The organism is Rhodanobacter sp. UC4452_H20 (assembly GCF_052978205.1).
Window position 1 is genome coordinate 3451368 of the sequence record NZ_CM129662.1, and the last position, 15842, is coordinate 3467209.

Sequence of the window (15842 nt, forward strand, 5' to 3'; positions counted from 1 at the left end):
CGCGCGGCGGAAACCCCTTCCGGCCGCGCCGTGGCGGATGAGCGCCCCGGCAGCAAACGCCAGCCTGCTACCATTTGCAGCCTGCTGTCCAGTCCGGAGTCCGCTGATGTCATCCCCCGCTGTCGCGACCGTGCCCCTGGTGCCGGCAAATGCCGAAAATCGTTACGAAGTGACGCGGCAGGACCTGCCGCTGTCGTGTCCGATGCCGGGCATGGTGCTGTGGAATTCCCATCCGAAGGTCTACCTGCCGATCGTCGATGACGGCGGCGAGTCAACCTGCGCCTACTGTGGCGCGCATTACGTGCTGCGCGACTGACCAGCGGACCCGGTCGGCGGCCGGCCATGGCATTTTTTTTGCTTGTTTTTTGCCATGAAAGCCGCCAGCCCCGAGCTCATGTCCAGCATTGTCGTGCCCGCCAAGCTGCTGACCGTGGTCCAGCTGATCCCCGCGCTGCATTCCGGCGGTGCGGAGCGTTCGGCGCTGGAGATCGCGCGCGCGCTGGTGCAGGCAGGCCATCGCTCGGTGGTGATTTCCGCCGGTGGGCGGTTGGTCGAGCAGTTGCAGGCCGAGGGCAGCGAGCACATCACGCTCGACCTGGGGCGCAAGTCGCTCGCCACCCTGGGCCGCATCGGCCCGCTGCGACGCCTGCTGCGTGAGCTGAAGCCGGACATCGTGCACGCGCGTTCGCGCTTGCCGGCGTGGGTGGGCTGGTGGGCGCTGCGCGGTATTTCCCCGCGACCGCACTTCATCACCACCGTGCATGGCTTCAATTCGCCGGGCCGCTACAGCTCGATCCTGCTGCGCGCCGAGCGCGTGATCGTGGTGTCGCAGACCTTGCGTGACTATGTGCTCAGCCACTATCGCTGGCTGGAGCCGGGCCGGGTGCGGGTGATCCCGCGCGGCATCGACCAGGATGCGTTTCCCTACGGGCACCGGCCGGACGATGCATGGCAGAAGGCGTTCTTCGCGGAGTTCCCTGCGCTCGCCGGTGCGCCGTTGCTGACCATGCCCGCGCGCGGCACGCGGTTGAAGGGCCACCACGACGCGATCGAATTGCTGGCCGACCTCAAGCGTCGCGGCATCGAGGCGCGCTTGCTGCTGCTGGGCGTGGTCGAGCCCGGCCGCGAGGCCTACGTGGCCGAGCTGCAGGAGCTGATCCGCTTGCGCGGGGTGACCTCGCAGGTGGTGCTGTCGCCGCCGCGCGATGACATCCGCGACATCTACGCGCTGTCGGCGCTGGTGCTGCAGTTGTCGAACAAGCCCGAGACCTTCGGGCGCACGGTGATCGAGGCGCTGTCGCTGTGCCGGCCGGTGCTCGGCTACGCCCATGGCGGCGTCGGCGAATTGCTGGCCGAGCTGTACCCTGCCGGCCGCGTGCCGCTGGGCGATCGCGAGCGGCTGGTCGAACGCGCGGCCGAATTGCTGCGGGTGGCGCCTCCGATCTCGCCGCTGCAGAGCTACCGGCTCAGCGACATGCAGCAATCCACGCTGGCGTTGTACGACGAAGTGAGCCAGCCGCAGGGCTGACGCGCCAGGCGTCGCGGCGCGCCTACAATGCGGGCTGGTTCCCGCCTGGCCCACCCATGACGACCTTCGGCAGTTCACTCAAGGCCGCGCTGCGTTCCCCCTTGCTGCCGTTCTGGCTGGTGATTGCGTTGCTGCCGTTCGGTCGCAGTTCGGAGCTGGGCACGCTGCTGTGCCTGCTCGGCGTGATCATGCTGTTTGCACGCGACCCGGCCGCACTGCGCCAGCACCCCGGCGCGCAGCTGCTGCTGTGGCTGCTGGGAGCGTATGTGGCGGCGGCGTTGTTTTCCGCGCTGGACGCGATTCGTCCCGGCAAGAGCTGGAGCACGGTGGCCGCCACGCTGCGTTACGTTCCGCTGGGCCTGTACGCGTGCTTCGCGATCCGTCGCGAGGCCAAACTGCACGCTTTGTACAAGGCGGTCGCCGCGGTGCTGGCGCTGTGGTGTGCGGATGCGTGGGTGCAGGCGTTCACCGGCTGGAGTCTGGGCGGCCATCCCGAGGCCTTTCGGGTCTCGGGCATTTTCGGCGCCGACAACCTGAAACTGGGCCCGAGCCTGGCGGTGCTCTCGCCGTTCGCATTGTGGGCAGCGCGGCAGCGCTGGGGGCGGCCGGGGTTGGTGCTGGCCGCAGTGCTGGTGCTCGGCCCGGTGCTGCTGGCCGGCTCGCGTTCGGCGTGGCTGTGCTACGTGCTGGTGCTGGCGGGTTTCGCCTGGCAGGAGGCGCGCACGCTGTGGCGCTTCTCGTTGTGGTGCGGGGCGGCGGCGCTGCTGCTGGCACTGGCTGGCGTGGTGGCATGGAATACCTCGGCGCGCTTCCATGACCGGATGGCGCGCAGCCTGCTGGTGTTGCAGGGTACCGATCAGTCGGTGGACACGGCGCTCAGCGGCCGGCTCGATATCTGGCAGGTCGGCGTGGCGATGACCGCGGCGCATCCGGTCAACGGCGTGGGCGTGCGCGGATTCCGCTACGCCTATCCGCAGTTCGCGCCGGCCGACGACCACTTCGTGGTGTCGGCCGAAGCGTGCGGCGTCGGCGAAGGCGCCTGCCATCCGCACCAGCTGCTGCTGGAGATCCTCACCAATACCGGCCTGCTCGGGCTGGCGCTGTGGCTGGCCGCGGCGGGTCTGGCGTGGCGGGCATGGCGGCGGGTGGGCGCGGCGGCGCGCGCACGCGCGTTCCCCGCCAGCCTGGCGCTGGGCGTGATGCTGTTTCCGCTGAACTCGCACCTGGCGTTCTACTCGGCCTGGTGGGGGCTGCTGTTCGCCTGGCTGCTCGGGCTGTGGTGCGCCAGTTTGTTCGTTGCCGGCATCTCTGCCGGCAACGAAGAGCCCGGCATCCGTGCCGGACTCCTAAACGCAGAACCCCCTCAGGGAACGCCCGATGGGGCGTGAGCCGCTGTCGGTGGTGGTGACCACGTTCAACAGCGCCGACACGCTCGACGCCTGCCTGCGCGGGGTGAGCTGGGCCGACGAGATCGTGGTGCTGGACTCGGGCTCGAGCGATGCCACCACGGCGATCGCCGCGCACTACGGCGCGCGCATCCACGCGCAGCCGTTCGCCGGCTACAGCGCCCAGAAGCAGGCGGCGATCGACCTCGCCAGCCATCGCTGGGTGCTCCTGCTGGACTCGGATGAATCGCTGGATGCGGATGCCGCCGCATGCCTGCAGCAGGCGCTGTGCGAGCCGGCCCATGCGGGTTACCAGTTGTGGCGGCGCGAGTGGCAGTTCTGGCGCTGGCAGTCGCGGCGCGGCCGGCTCAACCACTACGTGCGCCTGTTCGACCGGCAGCGTGCGCGCATGAGCGGCCACGAGGTGCACGAGGAAGTGCAGGTGGACGGCCCGGTGGGCGTGCTCGACGCGGTCATCGATCACCATGGCGAGCCCGACATCGCCGGCCGCGTGGTCAAGGCGAACCGCTACTCCAGCCTGCAACAGGCCGATCTGGCCGGGCGACGGGTGAGCTGGCTGCGCTTGCGCATGGTGGCGTATCCGACGGTGGCGTTTCTTCGTTATTACGTGCTGCGTGGACACTGGCGCTCCGGCTGGGCCGGCTTCATCGCCGCGCGCATCCACGCGTTCTACGCGTTCCTGAAGTACGCCAAGCTGTACGAGCAACGGCGGCCGCGGGACTGATCCGGCCAGCTCGATCGCCGCTCGGGACGCAGGCATGCGGCTGTACCTGGTCGAGCGCCGCCGGGCATCCGGCTGCCGAACGGATCAGTAGATGGCGGCGGCGCCCGGAGGGCGGGTCTTGAAGCGCTTGTGCACCCACAGGTACTGCTCCGGCGCCTCGCGCACCATCTGCTCGATGCAGGCGTTGACGCGGGCGGTGTCCTCCAGCACGTCCGCGCCGGGGAAATCCTCCAGCGGCGCACCCAGGCGCAGGACGTAACCCGACCCGTCGGGCAGGCGGCGGTGGAAGAACGGGATGACCACCGCGCCGGACAGCCGCGCCAGGTGGTGGGTGGCGGTGATGGTCGCCGCCGGCACGCCGAAGAACGGCACGAACACGGTGTCCTTGCTGCGCATGTCCTGGTCCGGCGCGTACCACAGCGTGCCGCCGGCGCGCAGGTACTTCACCGTGCCGCGGATGTCGTCCTTGTCGAACATCGCCGCGGCGTAGCGCAGCCGCGCGCGCAGCACCACCCATTCGAACACGGTCGAATCCATGCGCCGGTACATGCCGGCAATGCGGATGCGCTGCGACACCAGCCGCGCGCACAGCTCCAGGTGCGAGAAGTGGCCGCCGACCAGCAGCACGCCCTTGCCGCGCGCGCGCGCCGCCTCCAGGTGTTCCAGCCCCTCGATGGCGGTCGGCAGCGCGGCCATGCGCCGGTCGCTGCCCAGCCAGCCGAGCGCGAACTCCACCATCATCATGCCGATGTCGCGCAGGTTGGCGTCGACCAGTGTCGCGCGCTGCGCGGGATCGAGCGCGGGGAAACACAGCGCGATGTTGGCGGCCGCGATGCGCCGTCGCGCCGACGGAATGCGCGCCACCAGCGCGCCGAGTCGGCGCCCCAGCCACGGCAATGTCGCCTGTGGCAGATGCGCGATCAGCCACACCGCCGCCACCCCCAGCCATGCCGGCCAGTGGCGGGGAGCGAGCAGCGATCGGGTGAATTCGGGGCGGGGCATGCCGGGCATCGTCGGCATTGTACCGGGCCATCCGCGCGCGAACCTGCTTCAGGCGCTGTCGCTATACTCGCGCGTTGATTGCAAGGATCGGCCGTTGCGCTTCCTGTACACCCTCGCGATGTTCCTGGTCACGCCGGTGCTGGTGCTGCGCCTGCTGGTGCGGGGCTTGCGCTCGCCGCCGCACCACCACCGGCGCTGGCTGGAGCGCTTCGGCTCGTTCGACGCGCCCGGCTTCAGCGGCAGCCTGTGGATTCACGCGGTATCGGTGGGCGAGGTCAACGCCGCCGAGCCGCTGGTCAAGGCACTGCAGCGCAGCTACGCCCACGCGCCGCTGGTGGTCAGCACGGTCACCCCCACCGGCGCCGCGCGCGTGCAGCAGCTGTTCGGCGACAGCGTGTTCCACGTGTACTTGCCCTACGACCTGCCGTTCGCGGTGCGCCGCTTCATGAAGCGCGTGCGGCCGCGTCTGGCGGTGATCGTGGAAACCGAGATCTGGCCCAACCTCTACTTCGCCTGCCGCCGCCGCGGCATCCCGCTGATGATCGTCAATGCACGATTGTCCGAGCGCTCGATGCGCGGCTACAAGCCGCTGCGTCCGCTGATCGCCTCGGCGCTGCGCTGCGTGAGCGTGATCGCCGCACAGTCGCGCACCGATGCTGCGCGCTATCGCCTCCTGGGCGCCGATCCGCAGTCGGTGCTGGTCAGCGGCAACATGAAGTTCGACGTGCCGATCCCGGACGGCGCGGTGGCGGCCGGCGCCGCGATGCGCGCGCACTGGGGGCCCCGGCGGCCGGTGTGGATGGCGGCCAGCACGCACGACGGCGAGGAACTGGCGGTGCTGGAGGCGCATCTGAAAGTGCTGCAGCGCCTGCCCGATGCGCTGCTGCTGCTGGCGCCGCGCCACCCCGAGCGTTTCCGGCTGGTGGAGCACACCGTGCGCAGCCTCGGTTTCACGGTCGCCACGCGCAGCCTGGAAGGCGTGCCGGCGACCGCGCATCAGGTCTTCGTGATCGACGCCATGGGGCAATTGATCCCGTTCTTCGCGGCTTCGGACCTGGCCTTCATCGGTGGCAGCCTGGTGCCGGTCGGCGGCCACAACGTGCTGGAGCCGGCGGCGCTCTCGGTGCCGGTGCTGGTGGGGCCGCACACCTTCAATTCGGAAGAGATCATCCGCAGCCTGATCGAGGACGGCGGCGCCGAGCGCGTGGCTGCCGCCGAGCAACTCGGCCCGCACGTGCTGCGGCTGCTGCTCGACGCGCCGCGCCGCGGACAGATGGGCGAGGCGGCGCGACAGGTATTCGAGCGCGAGCGCGGGGCAGTGCGGCGCGTCATGCAGCTGGTCGACGCGCTGCTGCAGGAGTAGGCGGTCAGCGCCTCACTGCAGCAGAGCGTTGATGCCCTGGATGTCCTTGAAGTCGGCCGTGCCGGCGGCCTGCTGCAACAGCAGCTTGTTCAGGATGAACTGGTGGCGCGCCTGCGAATAGGCGCTTTCGGACTGGGTCAGGGTCTGGATCGCCAGCAGCACGTCGGTGAAGGTCTGCGTGCCGACCTCGAAGCCCGCACGGGTGGCTTCCAGCGCCTTCTGGCCGGACTCCACCGAGGCCTTGCCCGACTCCACCTGCGAAATGCCGGCGAGCACCGAGCGGTAGTAGTTGAGCGTGTTCTGGATCACCTGGCGGCGCTGCAGTTCCAGTGCGTCGTTGGCGGCATCGCGCTGGTAGATCGACTGGCGCACGCGCGACTGGGTGTAACCGCCGGAAAAGATCGGCACGTTCAAGGTCAGCCCGATGGTGGTCGAGGCCGGCCGCTCCGAACCGATGCGCGCGGGGTCCTGGTACCAACTGCTGCTCTTGCCGTAGTTCACGCTGGCGCTGATCGTGGGCAGGTGGCCCGAGCGTGCCGCGGTGATGTTGTGCTCGGCGGTCCGCACGTTGTCATGCTGCGCCTGCAAGGTCGGGTTGTTCTCCAGCGCCTGCTTCACCCAGGCCTGCGGATCGCTCGGCGCGGGCGCGTCCATCGGCAGGTCGTCGCGCAGCTTCTTGAGTTCGCCCACCGGCTTGCCGGTGATGACGCGCAAGGCTTCGCGGTCGTTGTCGAGCGTGTTCTGCGCCGCGATGGTCTGGGTCTTGGCGTTCTCGTAATAGGCCTTGGCCTGGTACACGTTGGTGATCGCCGACAGACCCACCTTGTACTGCTGGTCGGCCTGGTCGTACTGGCGCTTGAACGCGTCCTCGTTGGCCTTGGCGAAGGTCAGCTGATCCTCGTCGTTGAGCACGGTGAAGTACGCCGCGGTGACGCGCACCAGCAGGTCCTGCGCTGCGGCCTGGTAGGTCGCGTCCTGCGCATCCTTGGCGGAGTGCGCGGCCTTGAGGTTGGCGTACTTGCTGAAGTCGAAAACGGTCTGGGTCAGCGTGGCATTGAGGCTGCGCGTGCGCAGGTGGCCGCCGTCGGAGGCGGTGCCGTTGGACGCCAGCGGGCCGGTACAGGTGTAGTTGCCGCTGCCGGCGGCGATGCCGCTGCACAGGAAGCTGTTGGCGCCGGTACCGAAGTCCAGGCTGTTGCTGCCCTGGCCGCCGTTGGCCTGTTGCAGGGTGAGCGAACCGTCGATCTGCGGCAGCAGCCCGGCACGCGCCTGCGGCACGCCTTCGCCGGTGGCCAGCCGCGTCGCGTCGGCCTGGGCCAGTACCGGGTCATTGGCGCGCGCGTCGCGATAGGCATCGAGCAGATCCTCGCCATGGCTGGGCAGCGAGACGGCGGCCAGCGCCAGGGCCAGGGTGAGCAGCTTCAATTGCATGGAATGCCTCGTGTCGATCGGGGACGTCGGGGAGGGGGTCTACAGAACGAATCGCGGCGCCGGCTCGGCATGCACCAGATACGGCAGGTCGGTCTCGAACAGGCCTTGCGCGCGCAGTTCGCCGGTCGCTTCGAGAACCAGCAGGTTGGCGCGCTGCACCGGCGACTGTCCGCTCACCACGAACGCGCGGCCACCGGGCTTGAGCCACGCGCGCCAGCGCGACGGAACTTCCGCCACGGCGCCGGTGACCACCAGCACGTCGAACAAGCCATCCGGCTGCCACGCGCGCACCGCCTCGCCGGTGACCAGGCTGGCATTGCCGATGCCGGCGTGACGCAGCCGCTCGCTCGCGGCGGCGGTGAAATCGGCATGGATGTCCACGCTGACCAGTTGTGCCGACAGGGTGGCGAGGCACGCGCTGAGATAGCCCGAGCCGGTGCCGATTTCCAGCACGCGGTCGGTGGCCTGCACGTCCAGCGCCTGCAACACGCGGCCCTCGACCACCGGCTTCATCATCACCTCGCCATGGCCCAGCGGCAGGCACAGATCGGCGAAGGCCAGCTGCCGGTGTTCGGCGGCGACGAAATCCTCGCGGCGCACGCGGCTGATGACGTCGAGCACGCGGCCGTCGAGTACCTCCCACGGACGCACCTGGTTCTCCACCATGTTCGTGCGTGCCTGTTCGAAATTCATCGCCATCTGTGCATGCCTGCGCTGTCCCGGAAGAACCCGGAAGGATAAGCTCTGCCACCTGCCGCGACAATGGCGGCGCCGCTTGGCACCTAGCCTGACGGCTGCGCCACGGTGCACGAAGTGCCGGAAGTCATCGGCGCTGCGTGACGTCCGTCACCCCGCCGTGCGCATCGGATCGACCGCCGCCCATGGCCGGATTGCCGCCGCGTGGCAAATAAATAAACCGAAGCGTATACTAAAGGCTGATCATTTGTATTTGAAGGTGGAGGACATGAGTACCAGCGCGCCCATCAGAGCCCAGGGACCCGGTCGCCCGAAGGACATGGAGAAGCGTGCGGCCATCCTGGCAGCGGCCAAGGCGTTGTTCATCAGCAACGCTTTCAGTGGCACCAGCATGGATGCCATCGCCGCCGACGCCGGCGTGTCCAAACTCACCGTCTACAGCCATTTCGGCGACAAGGACAACCTGTTCCGCGAAGTCATCCGCTCGCGCATCCAGGACCTGCTGCCGGAGGAAACCTACCGCTTCGACCCGCAGGCGGACATCCGCGAGACCTTGCTGCGGGTGGCGCTGACCCATGCCCACCTGGACTGCAACGCCGAAACCGTGGGCACCTTCCGCGCCATCCTCAGCGACTGCCGCCAGGGCAACCCGCGCTACGGCAAGCTGATCTGGGAAGAAGGCGCCACGCGCACCCATGGCCTGATGGAACGCCTGCTGCAGCAGGCGGTTGACGCCGGCAAGCTCGACATCGACGACGTGCGCCGGGCCAGCATGCAGTTCCTCACCCTGATCAAGGGCAACCTGATGATGCGGCAGATGTTCGGCTGCACGAATTGCCCGGAAAGCTACCTGCAGGAAATCGAGACGACCGCGCGCGCGGGCGTGGACACCTTCCTGCGCGCCTTCCTGCCGCGCTGACCACGCCAAGTTCTTCACCCGGCTTTCTCGGGCCGGTGCCCATGCTCTGCCGATATCCGTGCGCCGGAAAGCTCATCGCAGCCGGCGCCACCCGTCCGCAGGAGCAAGCCATGGCCAAGACCAAGCCGTTCGTCAGCGACATCGAGAACATCCGCAAACGCGCCCGCCAGGACATCGACAAGGGCGCGATGACCGCCGGCTACAAGGCCGACCGCGCCACCGTGGTGACCCTGCTCAATCACGCCCTGGCCACCGAGATCGTCTGCGTGCTGCGCTACAAGTACCACTACTACATGGCCTCGGGCATCCACTCGCAGGCGATCAAGGAAGAGTTCCTGCAGCACGCCAACGAGGAACAGGGACACGCCGACCTGCTCGCCGAGCGCATCACCCAGCTCGACGGCAAACCGAACCTGTCGCCCGAGGGCCTGCTCACGCGCAGCCACTCCGACTACGTCGAAGGCGAGGACATCGTCGACATGATCAAGGAGGACCTGGTCGCCGAGCGCATCGCCATCGACAGCTACCGCGAGATGATCGACTACGTGGGCACCGCCGACCCCACCACCCGCCGTGTGCTGGAAAGCATCCTGGCGATGGAGGAAGAGCACGCCGAGGACATGAACACCTTGCTGGAGCAGCTCGGCAAGAAGGGCGAGCCTGCCAAGCCGGCACCCTCGACCAGGGCCAGCGGCGGGAAAGCGGTGGCCCGCAAGCGCCGCTGATGGCACCGTCGATCGGCCGCCCTACCAGCCGGCCAGCACCAGCTTGCCGATGCTGCTGCCCGATTCCAGCCGGCGATGTGCCTCGCGCAGATTCGCCGCGTTGATCGGGTTCAGCGTCTCGCGCCGGATGCCCCTCAACTCGCCGGCATCCACCCGCTCTGCCACGCGGGCGAGAATGCGCCCCTGCTCGGCCATGTCCGCCGTGTGGAAGCGCGCGCGGGCGAACATGAACTCCCAGTGGATGCCGATGCATTTGGCCTTGTACGGATCGCCGATGCGCAGCGCGCCATGCGGTTCCACGATCAGGCCGACGTGGCCTTGCGGCGCCAGCAGCGCGCCGAGTTCGTCCCAGTAGGCATCCGTGTCGGCGAGATTGAGTGCGGCGTCGACGGTCGCGAAACCCAGCGCGGCGAGTTGTGGCGCCAGCGGCTGTCGATGGTTCACCACGTGCTGCGCGCCCATCGCGCGGCACCAGTCGGTACTGTCGGCACGCGAGGCGGTAGCGATCACGGTGAACCCCGCGCGCCGCGCCAGCTGGATCGCGATCGAGCCGACGCCGCCGGCGCCGCCAATGACCAGCAACGACTGGCCCTCGCCGCCGTGCTCGCTGTCGAACGGCATGCGCTGGAACAGCAACTCCCACGCGGTGATCGCCACCAGCGGCAGCGCCGCGGCGTCGGCGAAATCCAGGCTGCGCGGCATCGCCGCGGCCAACTGCGCGTCCACCAACTGGAACTGCGCATTGCTGCCCGGCCGGGTGACGTCGCCCGCGTAATACACGCGATCGCCCGGCTTGAAACCTGCCACCGCGCTGCCAACGGCTTCCACCGTGCCGGCGGCGTCGTAGCCCAGCACTTTCGGTTGTGCTTCCACGTGTGGCTTCGGTGCGCGCAGCTTGGTATCGACCGGATTCACCGACACGGCCTCGACGCGCACCAGCAGGTCGCGCCCGCCCGGCGCGGGTGTGGGCAGTTCCACGTCGAACAGCGATTGCGGATCGTCGATCGGCAGGTAGCGGGTGAGGGCGACGGCTTTCATGTGGATGTCTCCGGGGCGGCGGGTAAACATCGGTGAGCGAACGCGCTGCGCGATGCGCCGTCGGGCGATGGCAAGCATACGGCGATGGCACGGCCTCGCGGCAAAGCCTGTGCGGCGGAACCTCGCCGCCGCGAGCGAGATGCGCCCGACAGCGCCGGGGTGGTCGCGTTGTAAGCTGCGGACTTCGCTCGCCACCTCCGCAGGAGCCGTCCGATGTTGACCCCTGACACTTCCCCCGCGCCGCGCCGCGGCCTGCGCCGGGCGATCCTGGCCGTGGTCGCCGTGCTGGTGCTGCTGATCGCGGCGTCGATGTGGTGGTGGGATACCGAGCCGGCGCTGTTCGATCCGGTGGCGGCCACCCAGGCCCGGATGCAGGAATTGAAGCGGCCGGTGAGTACCGGCGCCACCACCACGGTCACCCTGATCGCCTCGGTGCGCACCCTGCTCGACAAGCGCGGCGGCTACCTCAGCAACGACAAGCTGCCGCCGGGCGTGCTGCTGGACAACCTGCCGAACTGGGAATTCGGCTCGCTGACCGCTTCGCGCGACCTGGTGCGTGCGCTGCGCAACGACTTCAGTCGCTCGCAGACGCAGTCGACCGAGGACAAGGACCTGGCCGGGGCCGACCCGCTGCTCAACAGCCCGAACGACCGCTGGCTGCTGCCCAGCTCGGAGAGTCAGTACCGCAAGGCGATCAAGTATCTGGACGGCTATCTGGTCCGGCTGGGCGATACCGACGACAGCAATGCGCACTTCTACGCGCGCGCCGACAACCTGGCCGATTACCTGCAGCTGGTGTCGTCGCGGCTGGGCTCGTTGTCGCAGCGGCTGTCCGCCAGCGTGGGCCAGATCCGCATCGGCGACGTGGACGCCTCCGATCCGGTCAGCGCATCCACCGTGGCCGCGCCCGGCGGCGGCCGGCTGGTCAAGACCCCGTGGACGCAGATCGACGACAACTTCTACGAAGCACGCGGCTACACCTGGACGCTGCTGGAACAGCTCAAGGCGATCCAGCGCGATTTCGGCCCGATCCTGCGCTCCAAGCACGCCGACGTGAGCCTGGAACAGGTGATCCGCGAGCTGGAGGAGGCGCAGCGCCCGCTGCACAGTCCGATGGTGCTGAACGGTTCGCCGTTCGGTTTCTTCGCCAACCATTCTCTGGTGATGGCGAACTACGTGTCGCGCGCCAATGCGGCGCTGATCGACCTGCGCGAGTTGCTCAAGCGCGGCTGATGCGGCCCCAACGCAAGAGCCCCGCACGGGCGGGGCTCTTGCGTTGCATCGCCTTCGGGCTCAGGCCTTGGAGCCGTGCTCGGCCTTGTAGCGGGCGATGCCGGCCAGGATTTCGGCCTTGGCCTCTTCGGCACCGACCCAGCCCTCGACCTTGACCCACTTGCCCTGCTCCAGATCCTTGTAATGTTCGAAGAAGTGGCCGATGCGCTGCAGCCAGTGCGGCGAGACGCCCTTCATGTCGTTGATGTGGGCGTAGCCCGGGAACACCTTGGGCGAGGGAATCACCACCAGCTTCTCGTCGGCGCCGGCCTCGTCGGTCATCTGCAGCATGCCGACCGGGTGGCAGCGGATCACCGAGCCCACGGCCAGTGACAACGGCAGGATCACCACCGCGTCCAGCGGGTCGCCGTCGCCGCCCAGGGTGCCCGGCACGTAGCCGTAGTTGCACGGGTAGCGCATCGGCGTGGACAGGATGCGGTCGACGAAGATCGCGCCCGATTCCTTGTCCACCTCGTACTTGACCGGCTCGGCGTCCTTGGGGATCTCGATGATGACGTTGATTTCGTTTGGCACGTCGCGACCGGCGGGGACAAGATGCAGACCCATGGGAATCCTCAAGCGGGGGAAAAACAGTCCGCTAGGATACGCCAAACGCTGCTGCATCGCAGCACCGCTTGTCAGCCGCGACCGCCCTGGCGGTAGGGCCGCTCGCGCAGCCACTTGGTGGCGATCCATTTTTCACCGCAGATCACCGGCAGGCCGGCGTGCAGCGAGCGGGGGTCGCCGCCTTCGTAGGCGAAATAGACGGCCGAACCGCGGCGCGCGGTGACGGTCAGGCCCAGCTCGGGGAAGGCGGTGCCGCCGCCCAGTTCGGGCGTGTTGAGGTACATCACCACGCTGGCGATGCGCTGGCCACCGGAACGGGTGATGGCGTCGTAGCCGGGCAAGGCGGGGTCGAACCAGTCGAAATGCGGCTCGTACTCCTGGCCCGGGCGGTAATGCAGGATCTGCAGCCCTTCGCCGTGGTTGACCGGCAGGCCGAGCAGGCCGGCCAGGCGCTGCTCGATGCGCGCGATCAGCGGCCGTTCGCCGATAGAAAAGAACATGCCTTCGCTGGTGCGGCGCTGGTCCACCTGCTGTTTGCCGTCGTCGTCGACGGTCAGCGCGCGCGCCAGCCGCGGCCGCGCCAGCTCGATCAGTTCGGCGCATTCGGCGTCGTCCAGGATGTTTTCCAGCACGCGCAGCGGCGGTTCGTCGACGCTCAGCGACACGCCGATGGCGTGGCCGTCGACGCAGACCGCCGGCGCCTCCGGGTGTCTGGTGCGCAGGCCGCGCGGTGCGGGCGAAGTGGTGCCGGCGTTGAGCGCGGCCAGCGGCAGCTTCAGCACTTCGGCGACGATGCTGCGGCTCTGGCGCGGGTCGTAGCCGTTGTCCTTCATCAGCTTGAGCACGTCCGGCACGCCGTGGCCGGCCCGTGTGGTGGCGAGGATCCACTCGCGCAATTCATGGCTGATGGCGGTGCGTGACGGCATGGCGGAAAGGCTTGCGATCGGCGTGTCAGCATACTTCAGCGACCACTTTCGCCGCACGCCCGCGCGAGCGTGCGGCGGTCACCGCTACTTCAGCTGATCCCACAGGAAGTCGTAGGCCATCGCGTGCATGTGGGCGGACTGCTGGTTGTCCGCGCCGGCGCCGTGGCCGCCTTCGAGGTTCTCGTAGAACCACACGTCGGGGTGGCCTTGCGCCTGCATCTTCGCGGCCATCTTGCGCGCCTGCACCGGACCCACGCGGTCGTCGCTGGTGGCGGTGTAGAACAGCACCGGCGGATAGTGGCCGTCTTTTTTCACGTTCTGGTACGGCGAGAAGGTCTTGATGAAGTTCCAGTCGGCGGTGTCCGGGTTGCCGTATTCGGCCATCCACGACGCGCCGGCGGAGAGGTGCGAATAGCGCTTCATGTCCAGCAGCGGCACTTCGCAGGCGATCGCGCCGAACAACTGCGGATACATGGTGAGCATGTTGCCCATCAGCAGGCCACCGTTGCTGCCGCCTTCGGCGCCCAGGTGCCCGGGCGAGGTGACGCCGCGCTTGATCAGGTCCTGCGCGACGGCGGCGAAATCCTCGTACGCGCGCGGGCGGTTCGCCTTCAGCGCCGCCTTGTGCCAGCGCGGGCCGTACTCGCCGCCGCCGCGGATGTTGGCTACCACGTAGACGCCGCCGCGATCGAGCCAGGCGCGGCCGATGCTGCCGCTGTAGTGCGGCAGCAGCGACACTTCGAAGCCGCCGTAGCCGTACAGCAGGGTGCGGTTGGCGCCATCCAGCTTGATGCCCTTGGGCGCGATCTCGAAATACGGTACGCGGGTGCCGTCCTTCGAGGTCACGAAGTGCTGGCTGACGGTGAACTTCGACGCGTCGAAGAACGCCGGCTCCTGCTTGATCGTCTCCGCCGGCGTGCTGCCCAGCACGCCGCGTTCGAGCGATGCGGGGGTGAGGAAGCCGGCCACGTCGAGCCAGTACTCGTCGCTGTGGTCGGGGTCGGTGTCGACCACGCTGACCGTGCTGAGCGCCGGTGCACCCGGCAGCACCTCGGGATGCCAGCCGTCGTCGGCGCCCGCCATCCGCGGCGGAGTGAGCACTTCCAGCCGACTCTTGACGTCATCCAGCACGTCGAGGATCAGGTGGTTGCGGGTCCAGGCGTAGCTGGACAGCGCGGTGTGCTGGTCGGGCTTGAACAGCACGGTGAACTCGCGCTTGCCGGCGATGAAGTCGTCGAAGCGGATGGCCAGCAGCGCTCCTGAGGGATAGGTGGCGCCGCCGACCGTCCATGGTGAGCGCGTCTGCACCAGCAGCCATTCGCGGTGGGCGTTGGCATCGGCGTCGGTGGGCACGTCGAGGCGTGTCAGTTTGCCGCCGTGGCGCAGGAACAGCTCGCTGTGGAAGAAATCCTTGGCCACCGACACGAAGTCGCGCTCGTAACCCGGCGTGCGGTCGTGGAACGCACTGACCGCGAGGTCGTCGTGCTTGCCCTCGTGCACGGTCGCGGCGGCCGACAGCGGCGTGCCGCGCTTCCACTCCTTGACGATGCGCGGATAGCTGGAGGCGGTCATCGAACCGGGGCCGAAGTCGGTGCCCACGTAAATGGTGTCCTCGTCGATCCAGCCGACATCGCTCTTGGCCACCGGCAGCTCGAAGCCGCCCTTCACGAAGGCCTTCTTCGGGATGCTGAACTCGCGCACCGCCACCGCGTCGCCGCCGTCGGGCGACAGCGACACCAGGCAGCGTTCGAACGCCGGCTTGAGGCATTGCACGCCCTTGAACACCCAGCGCTTGCCCTCGGCCTTGTTCAGCGCGTCGATGTCCAGCAGCACCTCCCATTTCGGCTCGGCCTTGCGGTATTCGGCCAGGGTGGTGCGGCGCCAGACGCCGCGCGGGTGGGTCTTGTCGCGCCAGAAGTTGTACAGCTCGCCGCCCATGCGGTTGACGTAGGGAATGCGTGCGTCCGAGTCGAGTACCTGCAGGATCGCGTCGCGTGTCTTGTCGAAGCTGGCGTCGCTGGCGAAGCGCGCCTGCGTGCGCGCGTTCTCCTGTTTCACCCATTCCATCGAGCGGGTGCCGTGGATGTCTTCGAGCCACAGCCAGGGATCGTCGGTGGCGGCCTGGTCGGCAGGGGTTTTCGCGGTTGGGGTATCGCTGGCGTCGGCAGGATTCATGCCCGCCAGTGTGACGCCGAGTGCCAGGGTGAGCCAGACCAGTCGCATGAGGTTTCTCCTTTGGGGGCGA

Annotated in this window: 15 protein-coding genes; 8 read left to right on the forward strand and 7 right to left on the reverse strand. The window is 68.4% G+C overall.

Going from position 1 to position 15842, the window contains the following annotated elements; translation table 11 throughout:
* Positions 1-106: 106 nt before the first annotated feature.
* The 4 genes from ACVCMC_RS15875 to ACVCMC_RS15890 all read left to right on the forward strand — a co-directional run bounded on the left by ACVCMC_RS15875 (position 107) and on the right by ACVCMC_RS15890 (position 3658).
* Positions 107-316: a zinc-finger domain-containing protein gene (locus ACVCMC_RS15875; RefSeq protein WP_395120282.1), complete on the forward strand. Its 210-nt coding sequence runs from the start codon at positions 107-109 to the stop codon at positions 314-316.
* Positions 317-394: 78 nt separating this feature from the next.
* Positions 395-1528, forward strand: coding sequence for a glycosyltransferase (locus ACVCMC_RS15880; RefSeq protein ID WP_395120281.1), 1134 nt, complete (start codon positions 395-397; stop codon positions 1526-1528).
* A 56-nt stretch (positions 1529-1584) separates the two neighbouring features.
* Positions 1585-2916 carry an O-antigen ligase family protein gene (locus ACVCMC_RS15885; protein ID WP_447098003.1) on the forward strand — a complete coding sequence of 444 codons (1332 nt, stop codon included), beginning with the start codon at positions 1585-1587 and terminating at the stop codon, positions 2914-2916.
* A complete protein-coding gene (locus ACVCMC_RS15890) occupies positions 2906-3658 on the forward strand; it encodes a glycosyltransferase family 2 protein (protein ID WP_447098004.1) in 753 nt (250 codons plus the stop codon). The genes ACVCMC_RS15885 and ACVCMC_RS15890 overlap by 11 nt, the downstream gene beginning before the upstream one ends.
* Before the next feature lie 84 nt (positions 3659-3742).
* Here ACVCMC_RS15890 and lpxL read toward each other — a convergent pair whose 3' ends face one another.
* Positions 3743-4660, reverse strand: coding sequence for an LpxL/LpxP family Kdo(2)-lipid IV(A) lauroyl/palmitoleoyl acyltransferase (lpxL, locus tag ACVCMC_RS15895; protein WP_447098005.1), 918 nt, complete (start codon positions 4658-4660; stop codon positions 3743-3745).
* A 94-nt stretch (positions 4661-4754) separates the two neighbouring features.
* Between lpxL and waaA the strand changes: the two genes are divergently transcribed.
* Positions 4755-6023 (forward strand): lipid IV(A) 3-deoxy-D-manno-octulosonic acid transferase, encoded by a 1269-nt coding sequence (waaA, locus tag ACVCMC_RS15900; protein WP_447098006.1) that lies wholly within the window; start codon positions 4755-4757, stop codon positions 6021-6023.
* 12 nt (positions 6024-6035) lie between these two features.
* Here the strand turns inward: waaA and ACVCMC_RS15905 are convergent, their stop codons facing one another.
* On the reverse strand, positions 6036-7454 hold the full coding sequence (locus ACVCMC_RS15905) for a TolC family outer membrane protein (protein WP_447098007.1): 1419 nt from the start codon (positions 7452-7454) through the stop codon (positions 6036-6038).
* A gap of 39 nt (positions 7455-7493) precedes the next feature.
* The gene (locus ACVCMC_RS15910; protein ID WP_395120275.1) at positions 7494-8153 is read right to left on the reverse strand and encodes a protein-L-isoaspartate O-methyltransferase family protein; all 660 of its coding nucleotides are present in this window, start codon (positions 8151-8153) and stop codon (positions 7494-7496) included.
* A gap of 316 nt (positions 8154-8469) precedes the next feature.
* Here ACVCMC_RS15910 and ACVCMC_RS15915 point away from each other — a divergent pair, with 316 nt between their 5' ends.
* Together ACVCMC_RS15915 and ACVCMC_RS15920 are read left to right on the forward strand one after the other, a co-directional pair.
* Entirely contained in the window at positions 8470-9069 is a 600-nt protein-coding gene (locus tag ACVCMC_RS15915) for a TetR/AcrR family transcriptional regulator (protein WP_395136006.1), read from the forward strand.
* Positions 9070-9179: 110 nt separating this feature from the next.
* Positions 9180-9794 carry a ferritin-like domain-containing protein gene (locus ACVCMC_RS15920; protein ID WP_447098008.1) on the forward strand — a complete coding sequence of 205 codons (615 nt, stop codon included), beginning with the start codon at positions 9180-9182 and terminating at the stop codon, positions 9792-9794.
* A gap of 21 nt (positions 9795-9815) precedes the next feature.
* Here the strand turns inward: ACVCMC_RS15920 and ACVCMC_RS15925 are convergent, their stop codons facing one another.
* The gene (locus ACVCMC_RS15925) at positions 9816-10832 is read right to left on the reverse strand and encodes a zinc-binding alcohol dehydrogenase family protein (RefSeq protein ID WP_447098009.1); all 1017 of its coding nucleotides are present in this window, start codon (positions 10830-10832) and stop codon (positions 9816-9818) included.
* 213 nt (positions 10833-11045) lie between these two features.
* Here ACVCMC_RS15925 and ACVCMC_RS15930 point away from each other — a divergent pair, with 213 nt between their 5' ends.
* On the forward strand, positions 11046-12065 hold the full coding sequence (locus ACVCMC_RS15930) for a DUF2333 family protein (RefSeq protein ID WP_447098010.1): 1020 nt from the start codon (positions 11046-11048) through the stop codon (positions 12063-12065).
* A 60-nt stretch (positions 12066-12125) separates the two neighbouring features.
* Here ACVCMC_RS15930 and ppa read toward each other — a convergent pair whose 3' ends face one another.
* The 3 genes from ppa to ACVCMC_RS15945 all read right to left on the reverse strand — a co-directional run bounded on the left by ppa (position 12126) and on the right by ACVCMC_RS15945 (position 15772).
* Complete coding sequence (gene ppa, locus ACVCMC_RS15935) at positions 12126-12671, reverse strand: inorganic diphosphatase (RefSeq protein ID WP_395120270.1); 546 nt, start codon at positions 12669-12671, stop codon at positions 12126-12128.
* 71 nt (positions 12672-12742) lie between these two features.
* The gene (locus ACVCMC_RS15940; RefSeq protein ID WP_447098011.1) at positions 12743-13597 is read right to left on the reverse strand and encodes a 2OG-Fe(II) oxygenase; all 855 of its coding nucleotides are present in this window, start codon (positions 13595-13597) and stop codon (positions 12743-12745) included.
* 84 nt (positions 13598-13681) lie between these two features.
* On the reverse strand, positions 13682-15772 hold the full coding sequence (locus ACVCMC_RS15945; protein WP_447099520.1) for a prolyl oligopeptidase family serine peptidase: 2091 nt from the start codon (positions 15770-15772) through the stop codon (positions 13682-13684).
* Positions 15773-15842 lie beyond the last annotated feature (70 nt).